At 58.8% G+C, this 22,296-nt stretch carries 20 protein-coding genes and 1 pseudogene; 10 read left to right on the forward strand and 11 right to left on the reverse strand.

Annotation, left to right across the window (positions count from 1 at the left end; genetic code table 11):
- Positions 1 to 35: 35 nt before the first annotated feature.
- Positions 36 to 1,223, forward strand: coding sequence for a 23S rRNA (adenine(2503)-C(2))-methyltransferase RlmN (gene rlmN, locus ED661_RS13005; RefSeq protein ID WP_122074354.1), 1,188 nt, complete (start codon positions 36 to 38; stop codon positions 1,221 to 1,223).
- A gap of 193 nt (positions 1,224 to 1,416) precedes the next feature.
- Entirely contained in the window at positions 1,417 to 1,638 is a 222-nt protein-coding gene (locus ED661_RS13010) for a hypothetical protein (RefSeq protein ID WP_122074355.1), read from the forward strand.
- Positions 1,639 to 1,820: 182 nt separating this feature from the next.
- Here ED661_RS13010 and ED661_RS13015 read toward each other — a convergent pair whose 3' ends face one another.
- Entirely contained in the window at positions 1,821 to 2,669 is an 849-nt protein-coding gene (locus ED661_RS13015; protein ID WP_122074356.1) for a TIGR00730 family Rossman fold protein, read from the reverse strand.
- A gap of 173 nt (positions 2,670 to 2,842) precedes the next feature.
- Between ED661_RS13015 and ED661_RS13020 the strand changes: the two genes are divergently transcribed.
- The 3 genes from ED661_RS13020 (at position 2,843) to dapD (ending at position 5,360) form a co-directional block, all read left to right on the forward strand.
- Positions 2,843 to 3,775 carry a threonine/serine dehydratase gene (locus tag ED661_RS13020; protein WP_122074357.1) on the forward strand — a complete coding sequence of 311 codons (933 nt, stop codon included), beginning with the start codon at positions 2,843 to 2,845 and terminating at the stop codon, positions 3,773 to 3,775.
- Between the two features lie 38 nt (positions 3,776 to 3,813).
- Positions 3,814 to 4,413 carry a GntR family transcriptional regulator gene (locus tag ED661_RS13025; RefSeq protein WP_122074358.1) on the forward strand — a complete coding sequence of 200 codons (600 nt, stop codon included), beginning with the start codon at positions 3,814 to 3,816 and terminating at the stop codon, positions 4,411 to 4,413.
- A gap of 119 nt (positions 4,414 to 4,532) precedes the next feature.
- Positions 4,533 to 5,360 carry a 2,3,4,5-tetrahydropyridine-2,6-dicarboxylate N-succinyltransferase gene (gene dapD / locus ED661_RS13030; RefSeq protein WP_122074359.1) on the forward strand — a complete coding sequence of 276 codons (828 nt, stop codon included), beginning with the start codon at positions 4,533 to 4,535 and terminating at the stop codon, positions 5,358 to 5,360.
- Between the two features lie 69 nt (positions 5,361 to 5,429).
- On the opposite strand, the gene ED661_RS13035 is transcribed toward dapD, so the two are convergent.
- On the reverse strand, positions 5,430 to 5,984 hold the full coding sequence (locus ED661_RS13035) for a HutD family protein (protein ID WP_122074360.1): 555 nt from the start codon (positions 5,982 to 5,984) through the stop codon (positions 5,430 to 5,432).
- Between the two features lie 78 nt (positions 5,985 to 6,062).
- Positions 6,063 to 7,646, reverse strand: coding sequence for a choice-of-anchor L domain-containing protein (locus ED661_RS13040; protein WP_122074361.1), 1,584 nt, complete (start codon positions 7,644 to 7,646; stop codon positions 6,063 to 6,065).
- Positions 7,647 to 7,832: 186 nt separating this feature from the next.
- Here ED661_RS13040 and ED661_RS13045 point away from each other — a divergent pair, with 186 nt between their 5' ends.
- Positions 7,833 to 8,180, forward strand: a complete 348-nt coding sequence (locus ED661_RS13045) for a hypothetical protein (protein ID WP_122074362.1) — start codon at positions 7,833 to 7,835, stop codon at positions 8,178 to 8,180.
- Positions 8,181 to 8,231: 51 nt separating this feature from the next.
- Here the strand turns inward: ED661_RS13045 and ED661_RS13050 are convergent, their stop codons facing one another.
- From ED661_RS13050 to ED661_RS13060, 3 genes are all read right to left on the reverse strand, one after another.
- Positions 8,232 to 9,287 (reverse strand): transporter substrate-binding domain-containing protein, encoded by a 1,056-nt coding sequence (locus ED661_RS13050; protein WP_371412444.1) that lies wholly within the window; start codon positions 9,285 to 9,287, stop codon positions 8,232 to 8,234.
- Positions 9,288 to 9,365: 78 nt separating this feature from the next.
- Positions 9,366 to 10,451: a Hint domain-containing protein gene (locus ED661_RS13055; protein WP_122074363.1), complete on the reverse strand. Its 1,086-nt coding sequence runs from the start codon at positions 10,449 to 10,451 to the stop codon at positions 9,366 to 9,368.
- Between the two features lie 4 nt (positions 10,452 to 10,455).
- Complete coding sequence (locus ED661_RS13060) at positions 10,456 to 12,027, reverse strand: Hint domain-containing protein (protein ID WP_122074364.1); 1,572 nt, start codon at positions 12,025 to 12,027, stop codon at positions 10,456 to 10,458.
- A gap of 377 nt (positions 12,028 to 12,404) precedes the next feature.
- On the opposite strand from ED661_RS13060, the gene dapE reads away from it, so the two are divergent.
- From dapE to rnr, 4 genes are all read left to right on the forward strand, one after another.
- Complete coding sequence (gene dapE / locus ED661_RS13065; RefSeq protein WP_122074365.1) at positions 12,405 to 13,550, forward strand: succinyl-diaminopimelate desuccinylase; 1,146 nt, start codon at positions 12,405 to 12,407, stop codon at positions 13,548 to 13,550.
- Positions 13,547 to 13,972 (forward strand): GNAT family N-acetyltransferase, encoded by a 426-nt coding sequence (locus tag ED661_RS13070; RefSeq protein WP_122074366.1) that lies wholly within the window; start codon positions 13,547 to 13,549, stop codon positions 13,970 to 13,972. Before dapE ends, ED661_RS13070 begins: the two co-directional genes overlap by 4 nt.
- The gene (locus tag ED661_RS13075; protein WP_122074367.1) at positions 13,969 to 14,544 is read left to right on the forward strand and encodes a TIGR04282 family arsenosugar biosynthesis glycosyltransferase; all 576 of its coding nucleotides are present in this window, start codon (positions 13,969 to 13,971) and stop codon (positions 14,542 to 14,544) included. The genes ED661_RS13070 and ED661_RS13075 overlap by 4 nt, the downstream gene beginning before the upstream one ends.
- Before the next feature lie 80 nt (positions 14,545 to 14,624).
- Complete coding sequence (gene rnr, locus ED661_RS13080) at positions 14,625 to 16,913, forward strand: ribonuclease R (protein WP_122074368.1); 2,289 nt, start codon at positions 14,625 to 14,627, stop codon at positions 16,911 to 16,913.
- Positions 16,914 to 16,926: 13 nt separating this feature from the next.
- Here rnr and ED661_RS13085 read toward each other — a convergent pair whose 3' ends face one another.
- The 5 genes and pseudogenes from ED661_RS13085 to ED661_RS13100 all read right to left on the reverse strand — a co-directional run bounded on the left by ED661_RS13085 (position 16,927) and on the right by ED661_RS13100 (position 21,980).
- Positions 16,927 to 17,346, reverse strand: coding sequence for a DUF1801 domain-containing protein (locus ED661_RS13085; protein ID WP_122074650.1), 420 nt, complete (start codon positions 17,344 to 17,346; stop codon positions 16,927 to 16,929).
- A 126-nt stretch (positions 17,347 to 17,472) separates the two neighbouring features.
- Positions 17,473 to 18,318: pseudogene (locus ED661_RS22250) on the reverse strand (ABC transporter permease); the annotation flags it as partial.
- 15 nt (positions 18,319 to 18,333) lie between these two features.
- On the reverse strand, positions 18,334 to 19,605 hold the full coding sequence (locus ED661_RS22255; protein ID WP_254054838.1) for an ABC transporter permease: 1,272 nt from the start codon (positions 19,603 to 19,605) through the stop codon (positions 18,334 to 18,336).
- Between the two features lie 91 nt (positions 19,606 to 19,696).
- On the reverse strand, positions 19,697 to 20,803 hold the full coding sequence (locus ED661_RS13095) for an extracellular solute-binding protein (RefSeq protein ID WP_122074369.1): 1,107 nt from the start codon (positions 20,801 to 20,803) through the stop codon (positions 19,697 to 19,699).
- Between the two features lie 76 nt (positions 20,804 to 20,879).
- Positions 20,880 to 21,980, reverse strand: coding sequence for an ABC transporter ATP-binding protein (locus ED661_RS13100; RefSeq protein WP_122074370.1), 1,101 nt, complete (start codon positions 21,978 to 21,980; stop codon positions 20,880 to 20,882).
- Positions 21,981 to 22,296: the final 316 nt, after the last annotated feature.

A 22,296-nucleotide genomic window follows, 5' to 3' on the forward strand; every position in this document is an offset into this window, starting at 1 on the left:
CCGCATCCAGCCTCCAATAGTCGAGTCGATCAGCCATGACCGCCAATCCGCCAATCACCCCGGATATCCTGACAGTTCCCCGCAAGGAGAGCGCGGCGGGCAAGACCAATCTTGTCGGCATGACCCGCGATAAAATGCGCCAAGCCCTGATTGACTGTGGCGTGCCGGAAAAGCAGGCCAAGATGCGGGTCGGTCAGATCTGGCAATGGATCTATCAGTGGGGCAAACGCGACTTTGCTGAGATGACCAATCTCTCCAAATCGCTGCGCGCGCAGCTGGAAGAGAGTTTTGAGATCGCCATCCCCGAGGTGGTGAGCAAACAGGTTTCCGAGGATGGCACCCGTAAATATCTGGTGCGCATCGCTGGTGGTCACGAGGTTGAGGTGGTCTATATCCCCGAAACCGATCGCGGCACGCTTTGCATCTCCAGCCAGGTGGGCTGCACCCTCACCTGCTCCTTCTGCCACACCGGCACCCAGAAACTGGTGCGCAACCTGACGGCCGCCGAGATCATCGGTCAGGTGATGATGGCCCGCGATGATCTGGATGAATGGCCCGTCCCCGGCACCCGCAACACCGATGAGGCACGTCTGCTGTCCAACATCGTGCTGATGGGCATGGGCGAGCCGCTCTATAATTTCGACAACGTGCGTGACGCGATGAAGATCGCCATGGATCCCGAAGGTATCCAGCTCAGCCGCCGCCGTATCACCCTGTCGACTTCGGGTGTGGTGCCGGAAATCGCCCGCACCGCAGAAGAAATCGGCTGCCTGCTGGCGGTCTCCTTCCACGCCACCACCGATGAGGTGCGCGACAAGCTGGTGCCAATCAACAAACGCTGGAACATCGAAACCCTGCTGGAGGCATTGCGCGCCTATCCTCGCCTGGCAAATTCCGAGCGCATCACCTTTGAATATGTGATGCTGGATCATGTGAATGACAGCAAGGAAGACGCGCATCGTCTGGTCAAGCTGATCGAAGGCATTCCTGCCAAGATCAACCTCATTCCCTTTAATGAGTGGCCCGGATCGGCTTACAAACGCTCGTCTGGCAACCGTATTCACGCCTTCTCCGACATCATCCATGCGGCCGGCTATGCTTCGCCCATTCGCAAACCGCGCGGCGAAGACATCATGGCGGCCTGTGGCCAGCTGAAATCCGCAACAGAACGCGCTCGCAAAAGCCGCAGGCAGATCGAGGCTGAAGCAGGTGTAAAGCCCTGAGCCTTGCCGCAATCCCCTACAGAATGACAGTTAGGCTTCAGGGATCAGATGACCCCCGGGGCCTTTTTATGTGGCGCTTTGGCGACAGGAATTGAGCCGCCACAATCTTTCCTTAAACCGGATATAATCCGGCCACAGGCAACCAACAGTTTCTATTTCATAGACAATCAAAAAGAATCTGTGAGGAACGAGCATGACCCTGGCAACACATACCCCCGAACCCGCCAACAGCAACCTGGAGCCCTATGTTCTGGACCTGATCCGCGAAGAGCGTGAAAAAGCCCTGAGCCCCCGCGAATGGCAGTTCCGTCTGCGCGGCTATGGCTATGCCATCAAGAACGTCGATGGCGCTCAGATCGTGACAAGCCTGCCCAGGGGAATCGAGATTGGCGTTTTGCCAGCAGAATTCGCCTGATCAGGTTTTCCCTGCCAACATAGCCTCTTAAAAGGACCACCATTCCAGCAATCCATTTTCCAATCCCAATTCCCACCCCAGGCATGGCGCCCCACACCCCATGCCCAGACTTTTGATTTCAAGGGCGAAGAGCCAAAGACAGCTCCCACCTGTTTGGGCTTGGCGCCCTTGAAATCGACCTCTTAACGTTCGCGACCCGGCAGGCTGTCGCGGGCCGGCTCAGGCGACCAGTTGTTGATGATCTCGGCGGCCTCTTCGGCGGTTTCAACAAACTTGAACAGCTCGAGATCCTGATCCGAGATCGTACCGGCATCCGCCAGTGCCTCCCAATTGATGATCTTCTCCCAAAACGCACGGCCAAACAGGATAAAGGGCACCCGCTCCATGCGACCCGTTTGAATCAGGGTGAGGCTCTCGAACAGCTCATCCAAGGTGCCAAAGCCCCCCGGAAACACAGTGATCGCCGAAGCCCGCATCAGGAAATGCATCTTGCGGATGGCAAAGTAGTGGAAGTTGAAGCTCAGCTCGGGCGTGACATAGCCATTTGGCGCCTGCTCATGTGGCAACACGATGGAGAGACCAACGGATTTGCCCCCTGCATCCAGCGCGCCACGATTGCCCGCTTCCATCACGCCGGGGCCACCACCAGTGACGATCACATTCTTGCGCCCGCCAGTTTTCATCGAGCTCTCGGTCATCATCCGGGCAAATGTGCGGGCCTCATCGTAGAAATGCGATAGATCCGCCAGCGTCTGGGTCCGGGCGCTCTCCTTGTTGGCGGGGCTGGGAATGCGGGCGCCGCCAAACATGACGACGGTGCTATCAATGCCCTGTTCATCCAGCATCAACTGCGCCTTCAGCAGCTCCAACTGCAGGCGAACCGGACGCAGCTCCTCGCGGCACAGGAAATCCTCATCCGCAAAGGCCAGACGATAGGCCGGCGAGGCCGATTGTGGTGTCTGTTGCACGTGCTCGGCGCGGTTCCGGTCGGAATGGGCGTCCGGGAAGCGGCTGTGGCGATCATCACTCATGGCGTATCAGGCAATCCTATTTGAAAAATCAGACACCCAGCTTAACCCTCATCTGCTGAAAGGCACCAGCCCTGCTGTGCGCAGTTTGAACAGAATTGACGGTCAGTCGCAAAGACTTGTATCGCCCTAAACAATTGCTAAGGTCTGGCCCTCGCAACCGGGAGAGACTGCGCATGGACTGGACCACCGAAATCAAGGCTGCTGCGGCGCGCATTGCAGATCATATTCAGATCACGCCCGTTATGAAGACAGGTGGCTTTGGTCTCGACTATCCAATTGAAATGAAGCTGGAGCAGATGCAGCACACCGGCAGTTTCAAGGCGCGCGGTGCCTTCAACACCCTGCTGAGCCAGGAGGTGCCCAGCGCCGGACTGGTGGCCGCTTCCGGTGGCAACCATGGGGCTGCCGTTGGCTATGCCGCCCATCAACTGGGCCACAAGGCGCGGATCTATGTGCCCGAAATGGCAGGCCCCGCCAAGATTGCCCTGATCAAAAACACCGGTGCCGATCTTCAGGTGGTCCCCGGCGCCTATGCCAATGCCATGGAACAGGCCCAGGCCTATGAGGCCGAGACCAGTGCCGGGCAGGTGCATGCCTATGATGCCCTCAGCACCGTCGCAGGTCAGGGCAGCTGTTTTGCCGAATGGCAAGCCCAGGGGCTTGCGGCTGATACCGTGATCATTGCTGTGGGCGGTGGCGGCTTGATTGCCGGGGCCATGGCCTGGTTTCAGGGCACCAAAAAGATCATCGCGGTGGAGCCCGAAACCTCCTGTGCGCTGCACGCCGCCCTTGCCGCAGGTGCACCGGTGGATGTCGAAGTCTCCGGCGTGGCCGCAAATGCCCTGGGCGCGCGCCGGATCGGGTCCATCTGCTTTGATCTGGCACAGCAGCAACGCCAGGCCGGGCAACTGACCTCGCTCACTGTCAGCGATGAGGCCATTACCGCCGCGCAAACCGCCCTGTGGCGCGAACGCCGCTTGCTGGTGGAACCCGCAGGTGCCACGGCGCTGGCCGCCCTTACATCGGGCGCATATCGCCCTGAACCGGGTGAAAAAGTGGCCGTGTTGCTTTGTGGTGGCAATATCGCCCCGGATCCGCTGGCCTGAGACTTGCGCCAAGATCGCCCCCGCCCTATCGACCTGTCATGAACGCAACAATTGCAGATACAATCTATCAGGCCCTGAGCGAGCAAATCGTAACAGGCGCGCTGCAAGCGGGTGAAAAGCTGCGCCAGGACCATATTGCGCGTGAGTTTGACACCAGCCATGTGCCGGTGCGTGAGGCGCTGTTGCGGCTTGAGGCCCATGGGCTGGCGATTTCCGAACCCCGGCGCGGCACCCGCGTCAGTGCGCTGAACCCCGGCGAAATCCGCGAAGTGATCGAAATGCGGGTGGCATTGGAGATCCTGGCGCTCACCCATGGTTTTGCCCGTATCACGCGGGCAGATCTGATTGCAGCAGAAGCGGCCCGTGTCGCCTGCGATGAGGCGACGGACATGGCCACCTGGGAGCGCTGCAACCGCGCCTTTCACCGGGTCATTCTGGCCCCCTGTCAGATGCCGCGGCTGCTGGCCGCGATTGACGATCTGCATATCGCCTCGGCGCGGCATCTTTTTGCCAATTGGCAGCACCAGTGGCGCCCCCGCACCGATCAGGATCACGCCGCCATTTTGCAGGCGATGCAGCGCCAGGATGCCGCCGCCGCCTGCGAAATCCTGCGCCGCCATCTGCGCCGGGTGGGCTAAAGACGTCAAAACGCCGGGCGCGACGTCATTTTGGCCGCAATCCGGGCATGACCTGCGGGCAGATTGCCGCTAGAAAGCTGCGAATCCTTTACGCACGTCAATCACGCCGGAGTACCCCCATGTCCAACGCACAGCTGGAAACCGCGATCGAGGCCGCCTGGGAGGCCCGTGACACCATCACCCCCGCCACCACAGGCGAGCAGCGCGAGGCCATCGAGGCCACATTGCACGCGCTGGACAGCGGCGCCCTACGGGTTGCCGAAAAACAGGAGAGCGGCGACTGGCATGTCAACCAGTGGGCCAAGAAAGCTGTGCTTCTGGGCTTCCGTATCAAGGACATGGAAATGCAGTCCGGTGGGCCACAGGGCTCCAGCTGGTGGGACAAGGTCGACAGCAAGTTCATGGGTTGGGGCGAAACCGAGTGGAAAGAGGCCGGGTTCCGTGCCGTTCCCAACTGCATCGTGCGCAAAAGCGCCTATATCGCCCCCGGCGTGGTCTTGATGCCCTCTTTTGTGAACCTGGGCGCCTATGTGGACGAAGGCACCATGGTTGACACCTGGGCCACCGTTGGCTCCTGTGCGCAGATCGGCAAGAACGTACACCTGTCCGGCGGCGTCGGCATTGGCGGCGTGCTGGAGCCCATGCAGGCCGGCCCTACCATCATCGAGGATAACTGCTTTATCGGGGCCCGTTCCGAAGTGGTCGAAGGCTGCATCGTGCGCGAAGGCTCGGTGCTGGGCATGGGCGTCTATATCGGCCAATCCACCAAGATCGTCGACCGTGAGACCGGCGAAGTCATGTATGGTGAAGTACCGCCCTACTCCGTCGTGGTCTCCGGCTCGATGCCATCGAAGAACGGCGTCAGCCTGTATTGTGCCGTGATCGTCAAGCGCGTCGATGCAAAGACCCGCTCCAAGACCGGCATCAACGAGCTGCTGCGCGACTGATCTCGCTACTTTTGTTATGACTGCTGCGCGTCTCCTTGACCCCAAGGGGGCGCGCATTTTCTTTTGGCACTAGATCAGTTCCAGCCCCACCAGAACCGCCCGGCTCCCCTGCGCAATTTCAACCAAACCAGAGGTGTCGCCGTGCCAGCCTTCGCCCTGGCCAAGGCAGATTTCCCCCTCTGGCAGGTCCAGCCGCAGTTTGCCAGTGAGGGCAAAAGCCAAGTGCGCCCCGTCGCCAAGCCTATGGGTGCCCGCTTCACAAATCTGCATCTCGGCGCGCACATGGTTTGGGTCATAGATCAGGTTAAAGGCTTCGCAGGGGCCATCCTGCAGCTGCGACGTGAGGTCCAAACCACCGTCAAAATACAGCGGCTTCAGGGGGTGCGCAGTAAACTGAATTTCCGCATTGGTGAGCTGCAACCCCGCCCCTGAAATGATGCAGTGAATACGCGCCAGACCCGGAAAGGCGGAGAAGGCCCCGTCCTGGTCAATCTGGGCCAGACTAGTCCGCCAGATCATCTGTCCCTCAGACCCATTGCTAGCATCCGCCCGCGCCAGCTCTCGTGTTGAGCCACCGCCATTTTTCCACGCTTGAGGCGAGATTTGGGAAATCGAGAACCGCATAGGATATCCTAGATCTGAACAAAACAGACATAGGTTTGCGGTCAATCATCACCAGCTGCAAGCAGGATGTCGCTTCCTTTAAGCCGTCAACGAGGATTCGCTGAGCAGGGCACGGGCCTCAAAAGGCTTCAGCGACAATCGCGCACTGGCCCCATAGGCCTCCGGATCGCCGCCCATGAGTTCGAGCACCTCGGCACGTGTTTCGCCATCAAAGCTCTCCAGCGTTTCCACACCGGGATGATAGCTCTCGCTTTCCAGCCCATTGCCGCAGATGATTTCATGACAGTCAAACAGCAGATGCACATAGGTGACAGGCGCGGCATCCACCCGCCGGGTGATGCTATGGCCATTGACCAGATTGGCTGCCTTGACCAGCACCTCGGAAGTACCAAAGAGCACCTCTGCCCATTGATCCTGCAGCAGAACCCGGTGGCTGGGGGAGAGTTCGAGCGCGCCGTGGTCGCCCAGGGCACCAGCTGCAAAACACACCGGTGCATCCGCTGCCTCGGCCCGGCGCCGCGAGCGGCCGATCCAGCGCAGGGGCTGGGCCCCATTGTCGCGTGTCAGCACCAGATCGCCCGGCTCCAGGTCTTCGATCACAATGGGACCAGTAGGCGTATCAATCAAAGTTCCGGCGACAAAACAGGGGGTCGTGGTGACTTCAACAACGCCAGTGTCAGTGTTCCCCAGATCATCCTCAACAGTGTAGGTGAAGGTTGTCTCTTCATCCACATCCACATCATCCTGGGCCTCAATCGACATGGTGCCATCAGCATTCAGGGTGATCACTTCACCCCCCGCCAGGGTGACACTGGAGCCCGCCACAACTGGCTGACCGTTGATTTCGGTGATTGTCAGGCTGGCGCCGGTCTCATGGATATCATTATCCAGGACATCCAGCGTGGTGGAGCCGCCCTCTTGGACAGTCACATCGTCATCCTGCGCAATGAGAGCAGTCTGGATGGAATCGCCTGCGATCAACAGATTGGAGTCGTAAGCCGCATCGCCGGCGTCAGCGATACCGATCATGATCGTATTCACTTCACCCGGGTTGACGGGGGCCTTCAGGGTCAATGTAACGGTAAACCCATCCATCTCGGTGTTGTAAAGATCGTCGCCCCGGGGGTTGTTCACATAGAGATCTTCGTTCGAACCGGTGTTGAAATTGTCGATGGAAACATCGCCATTGCCGATCGTCAGCTCGGCCTTTTCACCGTTGACCCAAACACCAATGGCATCGTTGAAACCCGAATTGACGTATTCCAGATACTCCTCGGAGGAGAAGGTGAACTGCATGGTGAGGGTGGAGCCATCCGGGATGAACTCCGCCTCAAAAATGGCCGCATCAAAGGTCGAACCACCTGCGATGGCGCTCAGGTCACTGTTGCCAGCGGTCCCCATATTGGTGCTGGTGCTAGCGGAGGTATTTGCATCTCCACTGCTATTGGTGATGCTCTCCGCCCGGCCCGTCGACAGGATGACGCCTGTATCAGAAGGTGTCACACCCGGTGCAGTAGTGTCCCCATCAGAATAGATACCCGACGAAGCCGCCGCCCCGATGTAATCTGCGCTTTGAATGGAAATTCCATTGCCAAACATGGCCTCGGCCATGTCCATGGCCGTTGCAGAGGTATCAATGGGCAGCTCCGAGGCGGTAGGCATATCAAAACCCTCTTAGGTCAGCAGTCCTCCCCTGTTGGACGCGCCCATGGGGGCGGCAGGGGAATCGTTTCCCCTATCTAACCGCCAGGGCCTTACTGTGAGATGAATGCCTGCGGTTGTGCGTCCTGAAGCCCGCCAATCTGAATTCGATTGACCCCAAGGGGCCGTCAGGGCTATGGCGGCGATATGGAAAAAAAGAAGATATCCCGCCAACAGGTCTATACGCTCCTGGTTCAGATCGGTCGCAAAGAAGGCGATGGTTTGCCCAAGGGGGCAACCGGGGCTGCCTTGATGATCTATGCCTCTGGCGTGGACGAGGCAGAGGCCGTGCGCGAAACCGTTGCCATCCTGAAACAGGCCGACACCGCGCCGCTGGATGTCACTGGCTACGGCACGCTTGCTGAGCGTCAGGAAGAAGGCCACGAGATTGGCGAAGAAGAACTCGAACTGATGCAACGTGCACTGGAAGAAAACTCCGTGATCGTCGCTCAGATGACCCCCTTCTTTGAAGGCCAGGAGCCGACCTTTCACTAGCGACATGCAGACCGGTCAGGCCAAAATCAGGCCTCAGCTCGGGTCATGCAGTTAGTTCAAGCGGCCAAACCAGCTATGATACAGCGCTTCATAGCTGCCATCTTCCTGCATTTCCAACAGGCTGCGGTTGACCTGCTCGGTCAGCGCAGAGCCCTCTGGAAAGATAAAACCGTAGTATTCGCGCAGGAAAACTGACCCGATGGTGCGCCCATGCTCGCTGCCGCCATGCTGCACATAATAGTTCAGCACCGGCGCATCAAAAACCACAACGCGAATACTCCCGGCCTCAAAGGCTGCCAGCAATTCATCCAGGTTTTGATAGCCCTGGTAATCAATGTCACGGCGCTGCAAGAAGTTTGCTGCTGTTGAACCCTCGATGGTGCCAGTGCGTTTGCCATAAAGATCATTCACAGACGACACCGATCCAGTGATCGCCTCAACCGTCATCACGGCGGTGATCTTGGCAACAAAGATCGACACGATGAACAGGGAGGACAGCACCAGCAACACGCCAAACACCCGCCCGATGGCGGTGCGGGGCACCCGCTCTTCAAAGCCGCCATTTACAACCAGGTTGAGCGCCCACCAGAAAGAGGGGAACCAGGCTTCTTTGAGGGGGCGGTCAAAATAGGGCTGGGCCCGACGTTCCAGGGCCCACATGAACATGCCGCCCACCATGAGCAGCAGAAAGGCGAGGCCAATGGCCAGGGCCAGATCCCAAGACATCAAGGCATGCATCAGGGAGGGTTCGCTTACATCATCCACATGGACCAGGATCTGCAACCCGCTCTCAAAAACCGGTTGGCTAAAGTCCATCTCGGCTTCGCGGGCTGCGGTGATCGAGATATTGGCCGCGGCCAGGTCCACCTCGGCCTCACGGACACCGGTCAGCATCTCCGCAAAGGTATCCTTGCGATGAATGACAAGGTCCCAGTCCAAACGATTGGCAATCTCACGCAGCAGCTCAATAGAGAACCCCGTTTCCCGCCCGTTTTCAATCATTGAAAAGGGAGGACGGGTCACCGTATTGACGTCAACCACCTGCGCCGTCAGCGCATTTCCCCAAAGCAGGAATAGAAACGGGGTGATGAAACGAAGAATGCGCAAATCAATACCTCAGGACCGGATACATCATTTCTGAATATGTCTTAGGTGGTTCACCACGTTCAGGCAAGCTTGAACCCCTCAGGCCACGCGTCGTTCTGCCAGAACTGCCGCGTCAAATGCTCCCAGAACCGGATATCTGGGCGGTCCGTGTTCTGGCAGGGTGGCGCGATCAACACTCGCCAGTTGACTGGCCTTGAGCCGCATTGCATCGCGTCGCAGGCTTCCCAGGTACAGGCTTTCCAGAACGGCACCTGCCGCCAGCAATGGCGCGTGGTCCGGCAAAACCAACTGCGTGTACCGCGTGGTCATCCCTCGGGCCTGCCCCGGTGTCGCCACCGATGTCCCCAACAGATGGCGGGCAGGGACCAAAACCGCGGGTCGCCCAAACAGGTATTCCACTTCGCTGCCGCTCAGCACCACACGCTGCGAGGCCGAGACCTGAATGGGCTGCTGCAATCCAGAAAACGGCGCCCGCAAAGCCACCGGCCGGAAAATTCCCAAGGCTGGCACCTCTCGGTGCAAGACGTGCAAAACGGGCAGGCTGTCGCCGGCCTCGCTGAGCACCAGATCACCGCGCTTTAGGGTTTCGACCGGGCGATACCCATGGGGTGTTGCCACCTGCGTTTCCGGATCAAGCCCCGGCATCGGCCCAACGGGTTCCAGCGCGTCTGATACTGCCAGATAGGTCAAAGCCGTCGAGGTGAACCGCAGCGGTCCGGGGGAAACCAGGGTTTTGAGATCCTGATAGCGCCAGGGGCGCGGCGGCGGCATCAGGGCGATCTGCACCCTATCACTGTCGGCGCGTTCCAGCGCCAGACGGGCATAGCCGGCAAGGCTGTCCCAGGCATAGGTCAGCCTGACCTGCCCCGTACGTCCTGATCCGCTGGGGTTGAGCACCGCATGAGAGAGGCTGCCGGAGTGTTGCAAGACCAGACTCACTCCGCCCCCTGGCACCGCCTGAAGCTGCAGGTCAATCGGCCAGTCGCCCCCCTGGGTAAACTGCAACAGGGGTTCTGGCCTGCGGCTGTCCGGGATCGACATCTCAATCACCAGAGTCCCACGCAACATCAGAGCATCGCCGCCGCCCTCAGCCCGCTGGGCCTGTCGCAGCCCGGACAGGTCCGAACGCCCCTGCTCCAGATCAGTGATACCCAGCCAGCTCATGGCGTCAGGCAGCCTGCACTGCCGCAAGCAATTTACCCTCATACCCCTTCAATCCGGGCCGGGCAGAATCGCCATAGCCAAGACCGGTTTCCGGGTCGAGCTCGGGAAACAAGGCGTAGATCTCTTGCAGGACGGGCTGCTCAAACAGCTCACTGGTCTGTGGACCCGGCAAAAAGCTCTCGGTGGCCAATCCTTCGGAATAGATCACCTGATGCTGGTCAAACAACAGATGCACATAGGTGACCTCCCCCCCAAACTGGCGGGAGATGGTACCGCCGTTCAGCAGATCCTTTGCCGCCACCAGAACCTCCCCCTCGCCAAAGAGCAGCTCTGCATAGGCGTCACGCAGCAACACTCGGTGTTGCGGCGAAACCATCAGATCACGATGCGAGCCAAAGCTGCCCTCGCGGATCAGAATCGGCGCAAAATCGCCCTCGGCCGCGACACAGCGAGAGCCAATCCAACGCAGCGGCTGCGCCCCATGGTCCCGCGTTGTCACCAGGTCACCAGGCTGCAGGGTCTCAACCGGCACTTCCCCATCGGGGGTGCGGATTAGGGTGCCAGCCACAAAACAGGGGATCGAGCTGGCATTCACAAAGCCGGTATCGCTGTTGGTCCCATTGCTGGCGGTATAGGTGAAATTGAAATCCTCGATATCACCGTCACCATGCAGGGTCAGGGTGCCATCGCCGTTCACCTCAACCTGCTGCCCGGTGGAGAGCGTCACAATGGATCCCGCGCTCACCGGCACTCCGTTGACATGGGTGACCGTCAAAACCCCGCCCGTGTTGTCGACATCATTGGCCAGCACATCAACAACCTTGCTGCCATCCGCCGCGACATGGGCTTCATCCGTTATGGCAACAAATTCAGTCTGCACCGAGTCGCCCGCGATCAACAGGTTACTGTCGTAGCTGCTGTCGCCGACATCCGCGATGCCGATGCGAATGTCATTCACCTCACCGGGATTGACATGCATGGTCAGCGTCATGGTGACGGTGAACCCATCCATCTCGGTGTTGTAGTCGTCACCGGTATTGTCGGCATAAAGGTTCTCATTGATGGAGGCACTGATATTGCCCGGATTGGCAGTCCCGCCGCTGACATCCATCTCGACAACCGAGCCATTGACCCAGACTGCCACCACATCCTGATAGATCGAATCCTGATATTCCGGGAATTCCTCAGAGGAGAACACAAACTCCATGGTCAGGACCGAATTATCCGGAACAAAACTTACTTCCAGATAGGAGGCGTCATAGGTTCTAGCACCCGCCACGGCGTTGAATTCGGAATTGTTGTTTTCGCCGCTGGTATTGCGCGACGTATTGGTCGCCCGGTTCGGATCTCCCCAGGAGTTGGTAAAGCTGTTGGCCCGCCCCGTTGACAGAATAACACCCGTGTCGCCGGGTGTGGCACCCGGTGCCAAAGCATCCCCGTTCGAGTAGATTGCCGAGGATCGGCTATCCCCTGTGTAATCGGCGCTGACAACGGTAACACCATCGCCAAAAATCTCTTCGGCCATCTCCGTGGCACTCGCACCGGTATCATATCCCAGCTCTGCTGCTGTCGCCATTTGCCTCGCCCAATCCTCAATTGGAGAGACACATCACCTGTCGCGCCACAGTGGTTTCCCGCTGTGTTGCCTGGACCTTTCCCGGCCCTTGTTGTTTTAGCAAACCCACTTTGTGGTGTTTTGCGCTCTGGTGACCTGCCTCTGGTCTTATTTATTAACTATTTCTTAACATGGGTTTTGGCGCAGAGTCATCCCGGAAGTTTCCCCACCCGCCAATCGCAGCTTTTGCGCCACAAGGGCCGCACCAGGCAGGGTCAGCTATGCACGACTTTTCTCATCGTGATCTGCCGTGGTTTGCACGGGCTCACAAAGCGCGCTAAATCAAACAAAACCTCATTTTTGGCGCCAGCTTCCTGCCGCCGCATAGGAGCATCCCCATGTCCCCCATCGACCCGGTTCGCCTGACCGCAGATCTGATCCGCTGCCCTTCGGTTACACCCAAAGAAGGCGGTGCCCTGCAGCTTTTGGAGGATCTGCTGTCCCAGGCCGGGTTCGCCTGCACCCGTGTCGATCGCGGTGGTATTGCCAATCTCTTTGCCCGCTGGGGCGACAAGGGCCATGCCCGCACCTTTGGCTTCAATGGCCATACCGATGTGGTGCCACTGGGGGATGAGGCCGCCTGGACCATGCCGCCCTTTGGGGCTGAGGTGAAAGACGGGGTGATGTATGGCCGGGGTGCCACGGATATGAAATCCGGCGTTGCCGCCTTTGCCGCTGCTGCCATTGATTTTGTCAAAGATACCCCCCCAGATGGTGCAGTGATCCTGACCATCACCGGTGACGAAGAAGGCGACGCCATTGATGGCACCACCGCATTGCTCGACCATATGGATACAGCTGGCGAGGCGATGGATGTCTGCCTGGTGGGGGAGCCCACCTGCCCCAATAGCATGGGTGAGATGATCAAGATTGGCCGTCGCGGCTCGATGACCGCCTGGATCACGGTGACCGGCAAACAGGGGCACTCCGCCTATCCGCACCGCGCCAATAACCCGCTGAACGCCATGGCGCGGCTGATGGATCGGCTTGCCAGTCACGAGTTGGATCAGGGAACCGATCATTTTGACGCCTCAACCCTGGCTGTTGTAACCATCGACACCGGCAACCCCGCCACCAACGTGATCCCGGCCCAGAGCAGCGCCACCGTGAATATCCGCTTCAACGACAGTCACACGGGCGCGGACCTCAGCGCCTGGCTGCAAGAGCAGGCCGACAGGGTGACAGCCGAGTTCGGCGTTGAGGTCGAAATGAAAATCAAGATCTCCGGCGAGAGCTTTATCACCCCGCCGGGTGCCCTGTCGGATCTGGTCTCCGCCGCAGTTGAGGCAGAGACCGGCATTGTGCCAGAGCTGTCGACCACAGGCGGCACTTCGGATGCGCGTTTTGTCAAACATCACTGCCCGGTCGTGGAATTTGGTCTGGTTGGCAAAACCATGCACCAGGTGGATGAATGCGTGCCAGTTGAGCAGATCACTCAGCTGAAATCCATCTACGCCCGCATCCTGAAAGACTACTTTGCATGAGCCTGAGCATCAAAGTTACCCAGGATTTTGAAGCCTGCCTTGCCCTGCGCCACAGTGTTTTTGTCCAAGAGCAGGGCGTTCCCATTGAAGAAGAGCGGGATGCGCTGGACGCAACCGCGACGCATCTGTTGGCCAGTGATGGCGACACGCCGGTTGGGACTGCGCGCATATTGTTTCAAGGTGACACCGCCAAGGTCGGTCGAGTCTGCGTGCTGCCAACCGCCCGTGGCACCGGGCTGGGCGCTGATATAATCCGCGCCACTGTCAGTATTGCCCGCGAAACCCCCGGCATTACCCGCGTCAAACTGGGCGCGCAGATCCAGGCGCTTGGCTTTTATGAAAAGCTCGGCTTTCAGGCCCTTGGTCCTACATATGATGACGCCGGCATTGATCACCGCGACATGGTGCTGGAGCTGGCGTGAGACCCGTCCTCATCATCATGGTGAAAGAGCCCCGCCCCGGCCGGGTCAAAACCCGCCTGGGGCGTGACATCGGCAAAATTGCCGCCACCTGGTGGTTTCGCCATCAAAGCGCCCGGCTGATCCGCCGCCTTCGGGATCCGCGCTGGCGGATTGTGCTTGCCGTTTCCCCCGATCTGGCCGTCACCTCGCGGTTCTGGCCCGCCGATATTGCCCGCTACCCGCAGGGACAGGGCGATCTGGGCCAGCGTATGGGAAAAATGCTGCGCAGCTTTGGTCCTGGCCCGACCTGCCTGATTGGGGCTGATATCCCCGGCGTAACCCGCGCCCATATTGCCCGGGCCTTTGCCGCGCTTGGCGATCACGACGCGGCCTTTGGCCCGGCACTGGATGGCGGCTATTGGCTGGTGGGGGTCAAACATCCAAAACGCCTGCCCCGCAGCCTGTTTCAAAACGTCCGCTGGTCCAGTGAACATGCGCTGGCCGATACCCTGCGCAGCCTGCCCGGCTACCGGATTGCCCTGACAGATCGCCTGCGGGATGTGGATACCGCTGCAGATCTGCCCGAAGGGTAACGCTCTGGCGAAGGCGGGGTTGCAGGCCCCAACGCGCTTTTGCTCATGACCTCTCTTCTCAGCCGTGCTAGGCGGGAGATATGACCCGTATTCCCTCCAAGGCCGAGATCCTCGATTGGATCAGCGCCCACCCGACCCAGACATCGAAACGCGACATTGCCAAGGCCTTTGGCATCAAGGGCGCCGACCGCATTGATCTCAAGCGCCTGCTCAGGGAGCTGGAGGCCGAAGGGCATTTGCAAAAGCGCAACAAAACCTACCGCGACCCCGAGCAATTGCCGCCTGTCACCGTCCTGCTGATCAAGGCACCGGATGAAAACGGCGATCTCTATGCACAGCCGCTGGAGTGGCATGGCGAGGGGATCGAGCCCATCGTGCTGGTGGTAACCACCCCCGCGGGCCCTGCCCTGGGACAGGGCGACCGCATTCTGGCCCGCCTCAGCAAGGTCGATGGTTCAGATCATCATTACGAGGCCCGGATCATCCGCCGTATTGGCGTCAATCCCAAACGGGTCATCGGCATCTTCCGCAAAGGCGCCGAGGGCGGCCGCATTGTGCCGATTGAAAAATCCTCTTCCAATGAGTGGATCGTTCTGGAGGACGCCATGCAGAGCGCCAAGGACGGCGAGCTGGTCGAGGCCGAACAGGCCGGTCCCAAGGGCCGCATGGGTCTGCCGCGTGCGCGGGTGATCAACCGCCTGGGCGATCCATCCGCCCCCAAGGCGGTGTCGCTGATCGCCATTCATCAGCACGGCATTCCCGATGATTTCCCCAACGACGTGGTGAGTGAGGCCGATGCCGCCAAACCGATGGGGCTGAAGGGCCGCGAAGATCTGCGCGAGATGCCCTTGATCACCATCGACCCTGCAGATGCGCGCGACCACGATGATGCCTGCTATGCCGAGGCCGATAGTGACCCGAAAAACCCCGGCGGCCATATCATCTGGGTCGCCATTGCTGATGTCGCCGCCTATGTCACAACCGGATCAGAGCTGGATCGCGAGGCCCGCAAACGCGGCAATTCCTCCTATTTCCCGGATCGCGTGGTGCCGATGCTGCCCGACCGTCTGTCTGGTGATCTGTGCTCGTTGCACGAAGGCGTGCCGCGCCCCTGTCTGGCGGTGCGGATGCAGGTTGATGCCGAAGGCAACAAGCTCTCGCACCGCTTTGTGCGCGGGTTGATGCGCTCGCAGGCCTCGCTGCATTACGCCGAGGTGCAAGACGCCATGGATGGTCAGGTGAGCGAGCGCACTGAGCGCTTTCTCGAGCCGGTCATCAAGCCGCTTTATGCCGCCTACGGAGCGCTGAAAAAAGCGCGCGCGCTACGTGAGCCGCTGGATCTCGATCTACCCGAACGCAAAATCATACTGAGCGACAGTGGACAAGTGACCTCGGTGGCCTTTCGTGACCGGTTGGACGCCCATAAGCTGATCGAGGAATTCATGATCCTCGCAAATGTCTCAGCCGCCGAAACCCTGATCAAGAAAAAGTCACCGCTGCTCTTTCGGGTCCACGAAGAACCGGCGCCGGAAAAACTGGAGTCCCTGCGCGAAACCGCCATGGCGGCAGGTTTCCCGCTGGCGAAGGGTCAGGTCTTGCAGACCAAACATCTGAACGCCCTGCTGAATGGTGCCGCAGGCACTGATGATGCCGAGCTGATCAATATTTCAACCCTGCGCTCCATGCAGCAGGCCTATTACACGCCGGAAAACTTTGGTCACTTTGGCCTGGCCCTGCGCAACTACGCGCATTTCACCTCTCCCATTCGCCGCTACGCCGACCTGATCGTACATCGCTCTCTGGTCTCGGCCCATGGCTGGGGCGACGATGGCTTGCAGCCCACAGAGATTGACCGTCTGGAAGAGACCGCCACCCATATCTCCGAGACCGAGCGCCGCTCGATGATCGCAGAACGTGACACCACAGACCGCTATCTGGCCTCCTACCTGTCGGAACGGGTTGGCAATGAATTCGCTGGTAGGATCAGCGGCATCGCGCGTTTTGGCGCCTTTGTGAAAATGGACGAAACCGGCGCAGACGGGCTGGTGCCTGTGCGCACCATCGGGCGCGAGTTCTTCCATTTTGACGCCGAGGCCGGCACTTTGATGGGGGCCGATACCGGATTTACCATCTCCATCGGGCAGCGGGTTACCGTGCGGCTGACGCAGGCTGCACCAGTCACCGGAGGACTGGAGCTGGAGCTTTTGTCGATCGAGGACGAAGGCCTGCCCAAGGGCGGCTTTGGCGGTGGTGGCAAGGGCGGCGGCCGTCGACGCAGCCCGGCAGGTCACACCGCAAAACGCAAAAGCAGCAAATCCAAACACAAGGCGGCTAAGGTCAAACGCAAGGTCGAGCGTAAACGCCGCTAACCCGGGGGCGCTGCTACCGGGTCGCGGGCTTTTTCCGCAACCGATAGGTCAGCGCCTGCTCAATAAGCCAGCCATGCCGCAGGGGGTCGATCTCTGTGGCGTGGTCAAACAGCACCGCTCGGGTTCCATCGACCCGATCCCACATCGGATAGGCCGCCAGATACTCGGGGATCACCCGGCTTTGGCAGTGCACAAACAGGGCAAACCTGGCGGACTTGGGCACCCCTAAACGGAGTGTCGTTCCGGCCTTTGTCTGTGGAGTCAGATAGGCAGGTTGCCCCCAGCGCAGCGTTTCCTCGATCTCTCCAATCTCAGATCGCGCCTCGGCGGTTTCAAAGATCATATCTCGCAGCAGCAGCAAGCCGTCACGGGCCACTGTGTCCGGCAGGCTATAGGCCTGTTCGACCTGTTGACTGGCAAAGGGATATTTCATCATCACAACCTGGATTTTGCATCTGTCTGATCAGCTTAGGTGCTTTTGGCCAGATCGCTAAGGCCATAAAAAAGGAGGCCCAAGAAATCCTGGGCCTCCTTAGTAACATTGCGATGATTGCTGTGATCAGCTTGGGCTCATGCCACGCAGGCGCTCTGAACGACGCCGCAGCATTTCCACCGTTGCCAGCAACATGATCGAAATCGCCACCAGGATCGTCGCCACCGCCAGAATGGTGGGGGAGATCTGCTCACGCAATCCGATGAACATCTGCCAGGGCAGGGTTTTCTGACCGGCAGAGCCCACAAAGAGAACCACCACAACCTCATCAAAAGAGGTGATAAAGGCAAACAGACCACCGGAGATCACGCCGGGCAGGATCAGCGGCATCTGGATACGGAAGAAGGTTGTCACCGGATCCGCCCCCATGTTCGCCGCCGCACGGGTCAGCGAGCGGTCAAAGCCCACCAGCGTCGCCGTTACAGTGATGATCACAAAGGGAATACCCAGGGCCGCATGGGCCAGAACCACACCGATATATGTCCCCTGCAGGCCGATACGGCTGTAGAAGAAATACATACCCGCAGCCGAGATGATCAGCGGCACGATCATAGGCGAGATCAGGATCGCCATAATCGCACGACGGAAGGGCACGTGGGGCTGGCTGAGGCCAATCGCCGCCAGGGTACCGAAGGTCACAGAGACAATCGTTGCCATGGGGGCAATCTTCAGCGAGTTCCACATGGCGCTTTGCCAGGAGTCATTGCTGAAGAAGTCACGATAGTGTTTCAGCGAAAACCCTTCCGGATCCAGCCGCAGCATTTCCGGTGTGAAGGTGAAGAAATCCTGAGAGTTAAAGCTCAGCGGAATGATCACCACGATCGGAGCAATCAGGAAGAAGAAGATCAACCCGCAGATCACTCGGAAAGAGTAGTACCAGGCCCGCTGGCCGGTGGTCGCATATGGAGGAAGTGCACTCATTGTCGGTTACCCCAGCTTCACGTTGTCGATGCCGACAATTTTGTCATAGACCCAGTAGAGCACCAGCACCACTGCGAGGAGGATTGCACCCAGTGCCGCTCCCAGACCCCAGTTTCCCGATGTCGAGATATGATAGGCAATCAGGTTGGAGATGAAGGTCCCCTTGGTACCGCCCACCAGGGCAGGTGTGATGTAGTAGCCAACCGCCAGGATGAAAACGAGGATCGACCCCGCGCCAATACCTGGAACAGACTGCGGGAAATACACCCGCCAGAAAGCTGTCCAATTGGTTGCGCCCAGCGATTTGGCCGCCCGCAGATAGGTAGGCTGGATCGTCTGCATCACCGAATACATCGGCAGGATCATAAAGGGCAGCAGGATATGGGTCATCGCGATGATGGTACCCAGCTCATTGTTGATGAGCACAAGCCGGTTGTCATCGCCGACCAGACCTATCCAGACCAGCACGTCATTGATGACGCCTTGTTGTTGCAGCAGAATTTTCCAGGAGGAGGTCCGCACCAGCAGCGAGGTCCAGAAGGGCAAGAGCACCAGGATCATCAGCATATTGGCGGAACGTGTGGTGATATTGGCCAGCAACCAGGCAACCGGGTAGCCCAGCATGATGCAGCTGAAGGTGATGATCAGCGACATCCGCATGGTCCGGATCAACATGGTGTTGTAGATACGCTCGGTCTCGGGGCGCACTTCGGCGCCAGTCGCACCCAGCTTCATGTCCACCGCGTTGAGGAAGTACCCCATGGTGCGGGTGCCCGAATAGGTCTTGATGGTACGCCAGAGCTCGATATCGGCCCAGCCATCGTTAAGCTCGATCAGGCGTTCCTTGTAGGGGCCTTCGTTTTCAACGTCCCATTTTCTGACCTTGCGCCCTGATTTACGGAACACCGAGGACAGGCCCGGGTTCTCATAGTTCAGGCGCTTGGCCACTTTGGTGTGAACCTTGATCTCAGCCGCAGCTTTGAGATCCACCGCCAGAGCTGCAAAGACAGCTTCATCAGGGATCTCCGATGATGCCGGATCCCAGGTTTCAAGGGCGCGAACCGTGTTAGGCAGCACCTCCTGAACGATGCGGTTGTCTACCGACCGGAACAGCATGTCGCCCACAGGCAGGATAAAAGTCACAAGAATAAACAAGAGCAGTGGTGCGATGAGCATCAATGCCCGGAGCTTTTGCATCCGCAGTGCCTTCGCGAGGCTACGCTTTAGCGGCGTGCCATCAGCGGCCAGCACTGGGCCGTTTTGGGTGGTGTCACTCATGGTGGGGGTCCCCGTCGGGTCGTTTTTTTTGGTGGAGAAAGGGCCCAGAATTTGGATCCGGGCCCTTTCCCGTTGTCACAACGAGGTTAGATTACTTAACCAACCAGGCCTGGAATTTTGCGTCCAGATCGTCGCGGTTGTCTGCCCACCACTCATAGTCGTAGGTGTGAACGTTGCCAGCGTTGGCAGGGTCGGTTGGCATGTGTGGCGCCATTTCGATACCCAGTTCAGCGTGCTTACCAACCAGCGGAGCCGAGGAGGCACGTGCAGGACCGTAGGAGATGTAGGCAGCCTGATCAGCCAGACGCTGAGTGTCGGTTGCGAACTTCAGGAAGTCCATTGCGCGGGCTTTACGGTCCGCAGGCAGACCGGCAGGAATGATCCAACCGTCCAGGTCAAAGGACTGCATGTCCCAGAGCATACCAATTGGCTGGTTCTGCTCGGCAATGGCCGAGAACAGACGACCGTTGAAGGTCGAACCCATCACAACTTCGCCATCGGCCAGCAGCTGGGGTGTTTCTGCACCAGCAGACCACCAGACAACGCTGTCTTTGATGGTGTCGAGCTTGTTCAGCGCCTGTGTCACACCTTCGTCGGTGCCCAGAACGTCATAGATGTCGTCCTTTGCAACGCCGTCGCAGTACAGAGCCCATTCCATGTTGTCGATTGGGCGCTTCTGCAGCGAACGCTTGCCTGGGAATTTCGCCAGGTCAAAGATGTCGCAAACAGTGGTAGGTGCTTCAGCGCCAACCAGGTCGGTGCGGTAGCCAAATGTGGTCGAGTAAACGATCTGTGGGATGAAGCAGTCGGAAACCAGCAGGTCGCCGAAGTCTTCGGAAGCCAGGGTGCCATCGGGGGCAGCGGCCAGATCTTCGTCGTGGTTGATTTCTTCGGCCAGGCCTTCGTCGCACAGGCGCATCGCATCAGAAGCAACAACGTCGACCAGATCCCAGGTCACATTGCCGGCTTCGTTCATGGCGCGCAGCTTGGCAACCGCTTCAGCAGAGCTTTCGTCCCAAACGGCTTTGACGCCGGGGTTGTTGGCAACATAGGGCTGAACATAGGCTTTGTCCTGGCTGGACTGGTAGGAACCGCCCCAGGAAACCAGGGTCATTTCGTTGGCCATGTCCTCGGCGAAGGCCGCGGGCGCAACCAGCGCCGTGGTCATTGCCAATGCTGACAGTTTTGTCATCTTCATGAGAGATCTCTCCTTGTTGAAATTCGTAAGTTTCTTGCCCCCCGGTCATGAGCGCCGGGGGTTTGCGCGACTGAGTTTAAGCGTCCAGAGCGCGGCAATCTTCGGGCAGCCAACCAATTTCGATCTGCTGGCCTGGCTGCAGGCGTACCTGATCGGGGGCGTTCCGGGTCTTGATGATAAACTCATCATTGCCGGCCACCCGCAAACGGGTGCGGAAAATATCGCCCATGTAAATGAATTCAAGTACTTCAGCCTTGAGCGTATGCGCGCCTTCGCTGAGACGATCCTTGTTGTATTCAACACGTTCAGGACGGATCGAAACGCGGGTGCGCTCACCGGGCTTGCTGACGTTGACTGGCTTACAGTCGATCAACTCACCATCGTCCAACTGGACCAGGGCGACACCATTGTTGATCTCTTTCACAGTGCCTTCCAGCGTGTTGTTCTCACCGATGAACTGCGCAACAAAGCTGTTCTGTGGCTCTTCATACAGCTTGTCTGGCGGCGCCAGCTGCTGAATACGGCCATCTTCAAACACCGCAACCCGGTCCGACATGGTCAGGGCTTCGGTCTGGTCATGGGTCACATAGACCACGGTGATGCCCAGACGGTGCGCCAGGTGGGTGATTTCAAACTGCATCTTTTCCCGCAGCTGCTTGTCCAGCGCCCCCAGCGGCTCATCCATCAGAACCAGTTCGGGTTCAAAAACCAGAGCACGGGCCAGGGCGATTCGCTGTTGCTGACCACCGGAAAGCTGCGACGGGCGACGACCACCAAAGGCCCCCATCTCCACCATATCCAAGGCGCGCTTCACCTTGGCTTCACGCTCGGACTTGCCCATCTTGCGGACTTCCAGCGGGAAAGCGAGGTTTTCGGCAATGGTCATATGCGGGAACAGGGCATAGTTCTGAAACACCATGCCGATGCCGCGTTTATGCGGTGGGATATTGTTGATCGAGGTGCCACCAAGGCGAATATCGCCGTGGGTTGCTGTCTCAAATCCAGCCAACATCATCAAGCAGGTGGTTTTACCGGAACCCGAGGGGCCCAACATGGTGAGGAACTCACCTCTGGGCATAATGAGGTTCAAATCTTTTACGACAAGGTTTTCACCATCGTAGCTCTTTTGTACGCGTTCGAACTCTACGAACGCGTCATTGTTAGACGCATCAGCCAAAGCAGGCTCCCCGTTTTATATAATCGGCAGATTGGTTCTGCGCTTCTATTCCGATGTAAGCATACCCTTGGCAGGGGATGCAACCGCATCATCTGATTAGACATATTAAACTAGCTTAGGGAACAGGGATAGACTGTTTAGACTGGTAGCGACCACAGACATCACCTTTGCGACAAGTTTGTGCGGTTTCTGCTGACCTAGGGTCATCGTGCTTGATCAGCAAAACGATAGCCAAACAGAACAAAAAGGACCTCACACCCAGGGGGTGCAAGGTCAGGAGAAGTTCAACCCGTTTTTTGTGCTGCAGCTACCTGCG

The organism is Pseudophaeobacter sp. EL27 (assembly GCF_900313025.1).
Lineage (GTDB): Bacteria > Pseudomonadota > Alphaproteobacteria > Rhodobacterales > Rhodobacteraceae > Pseudophaeobacter.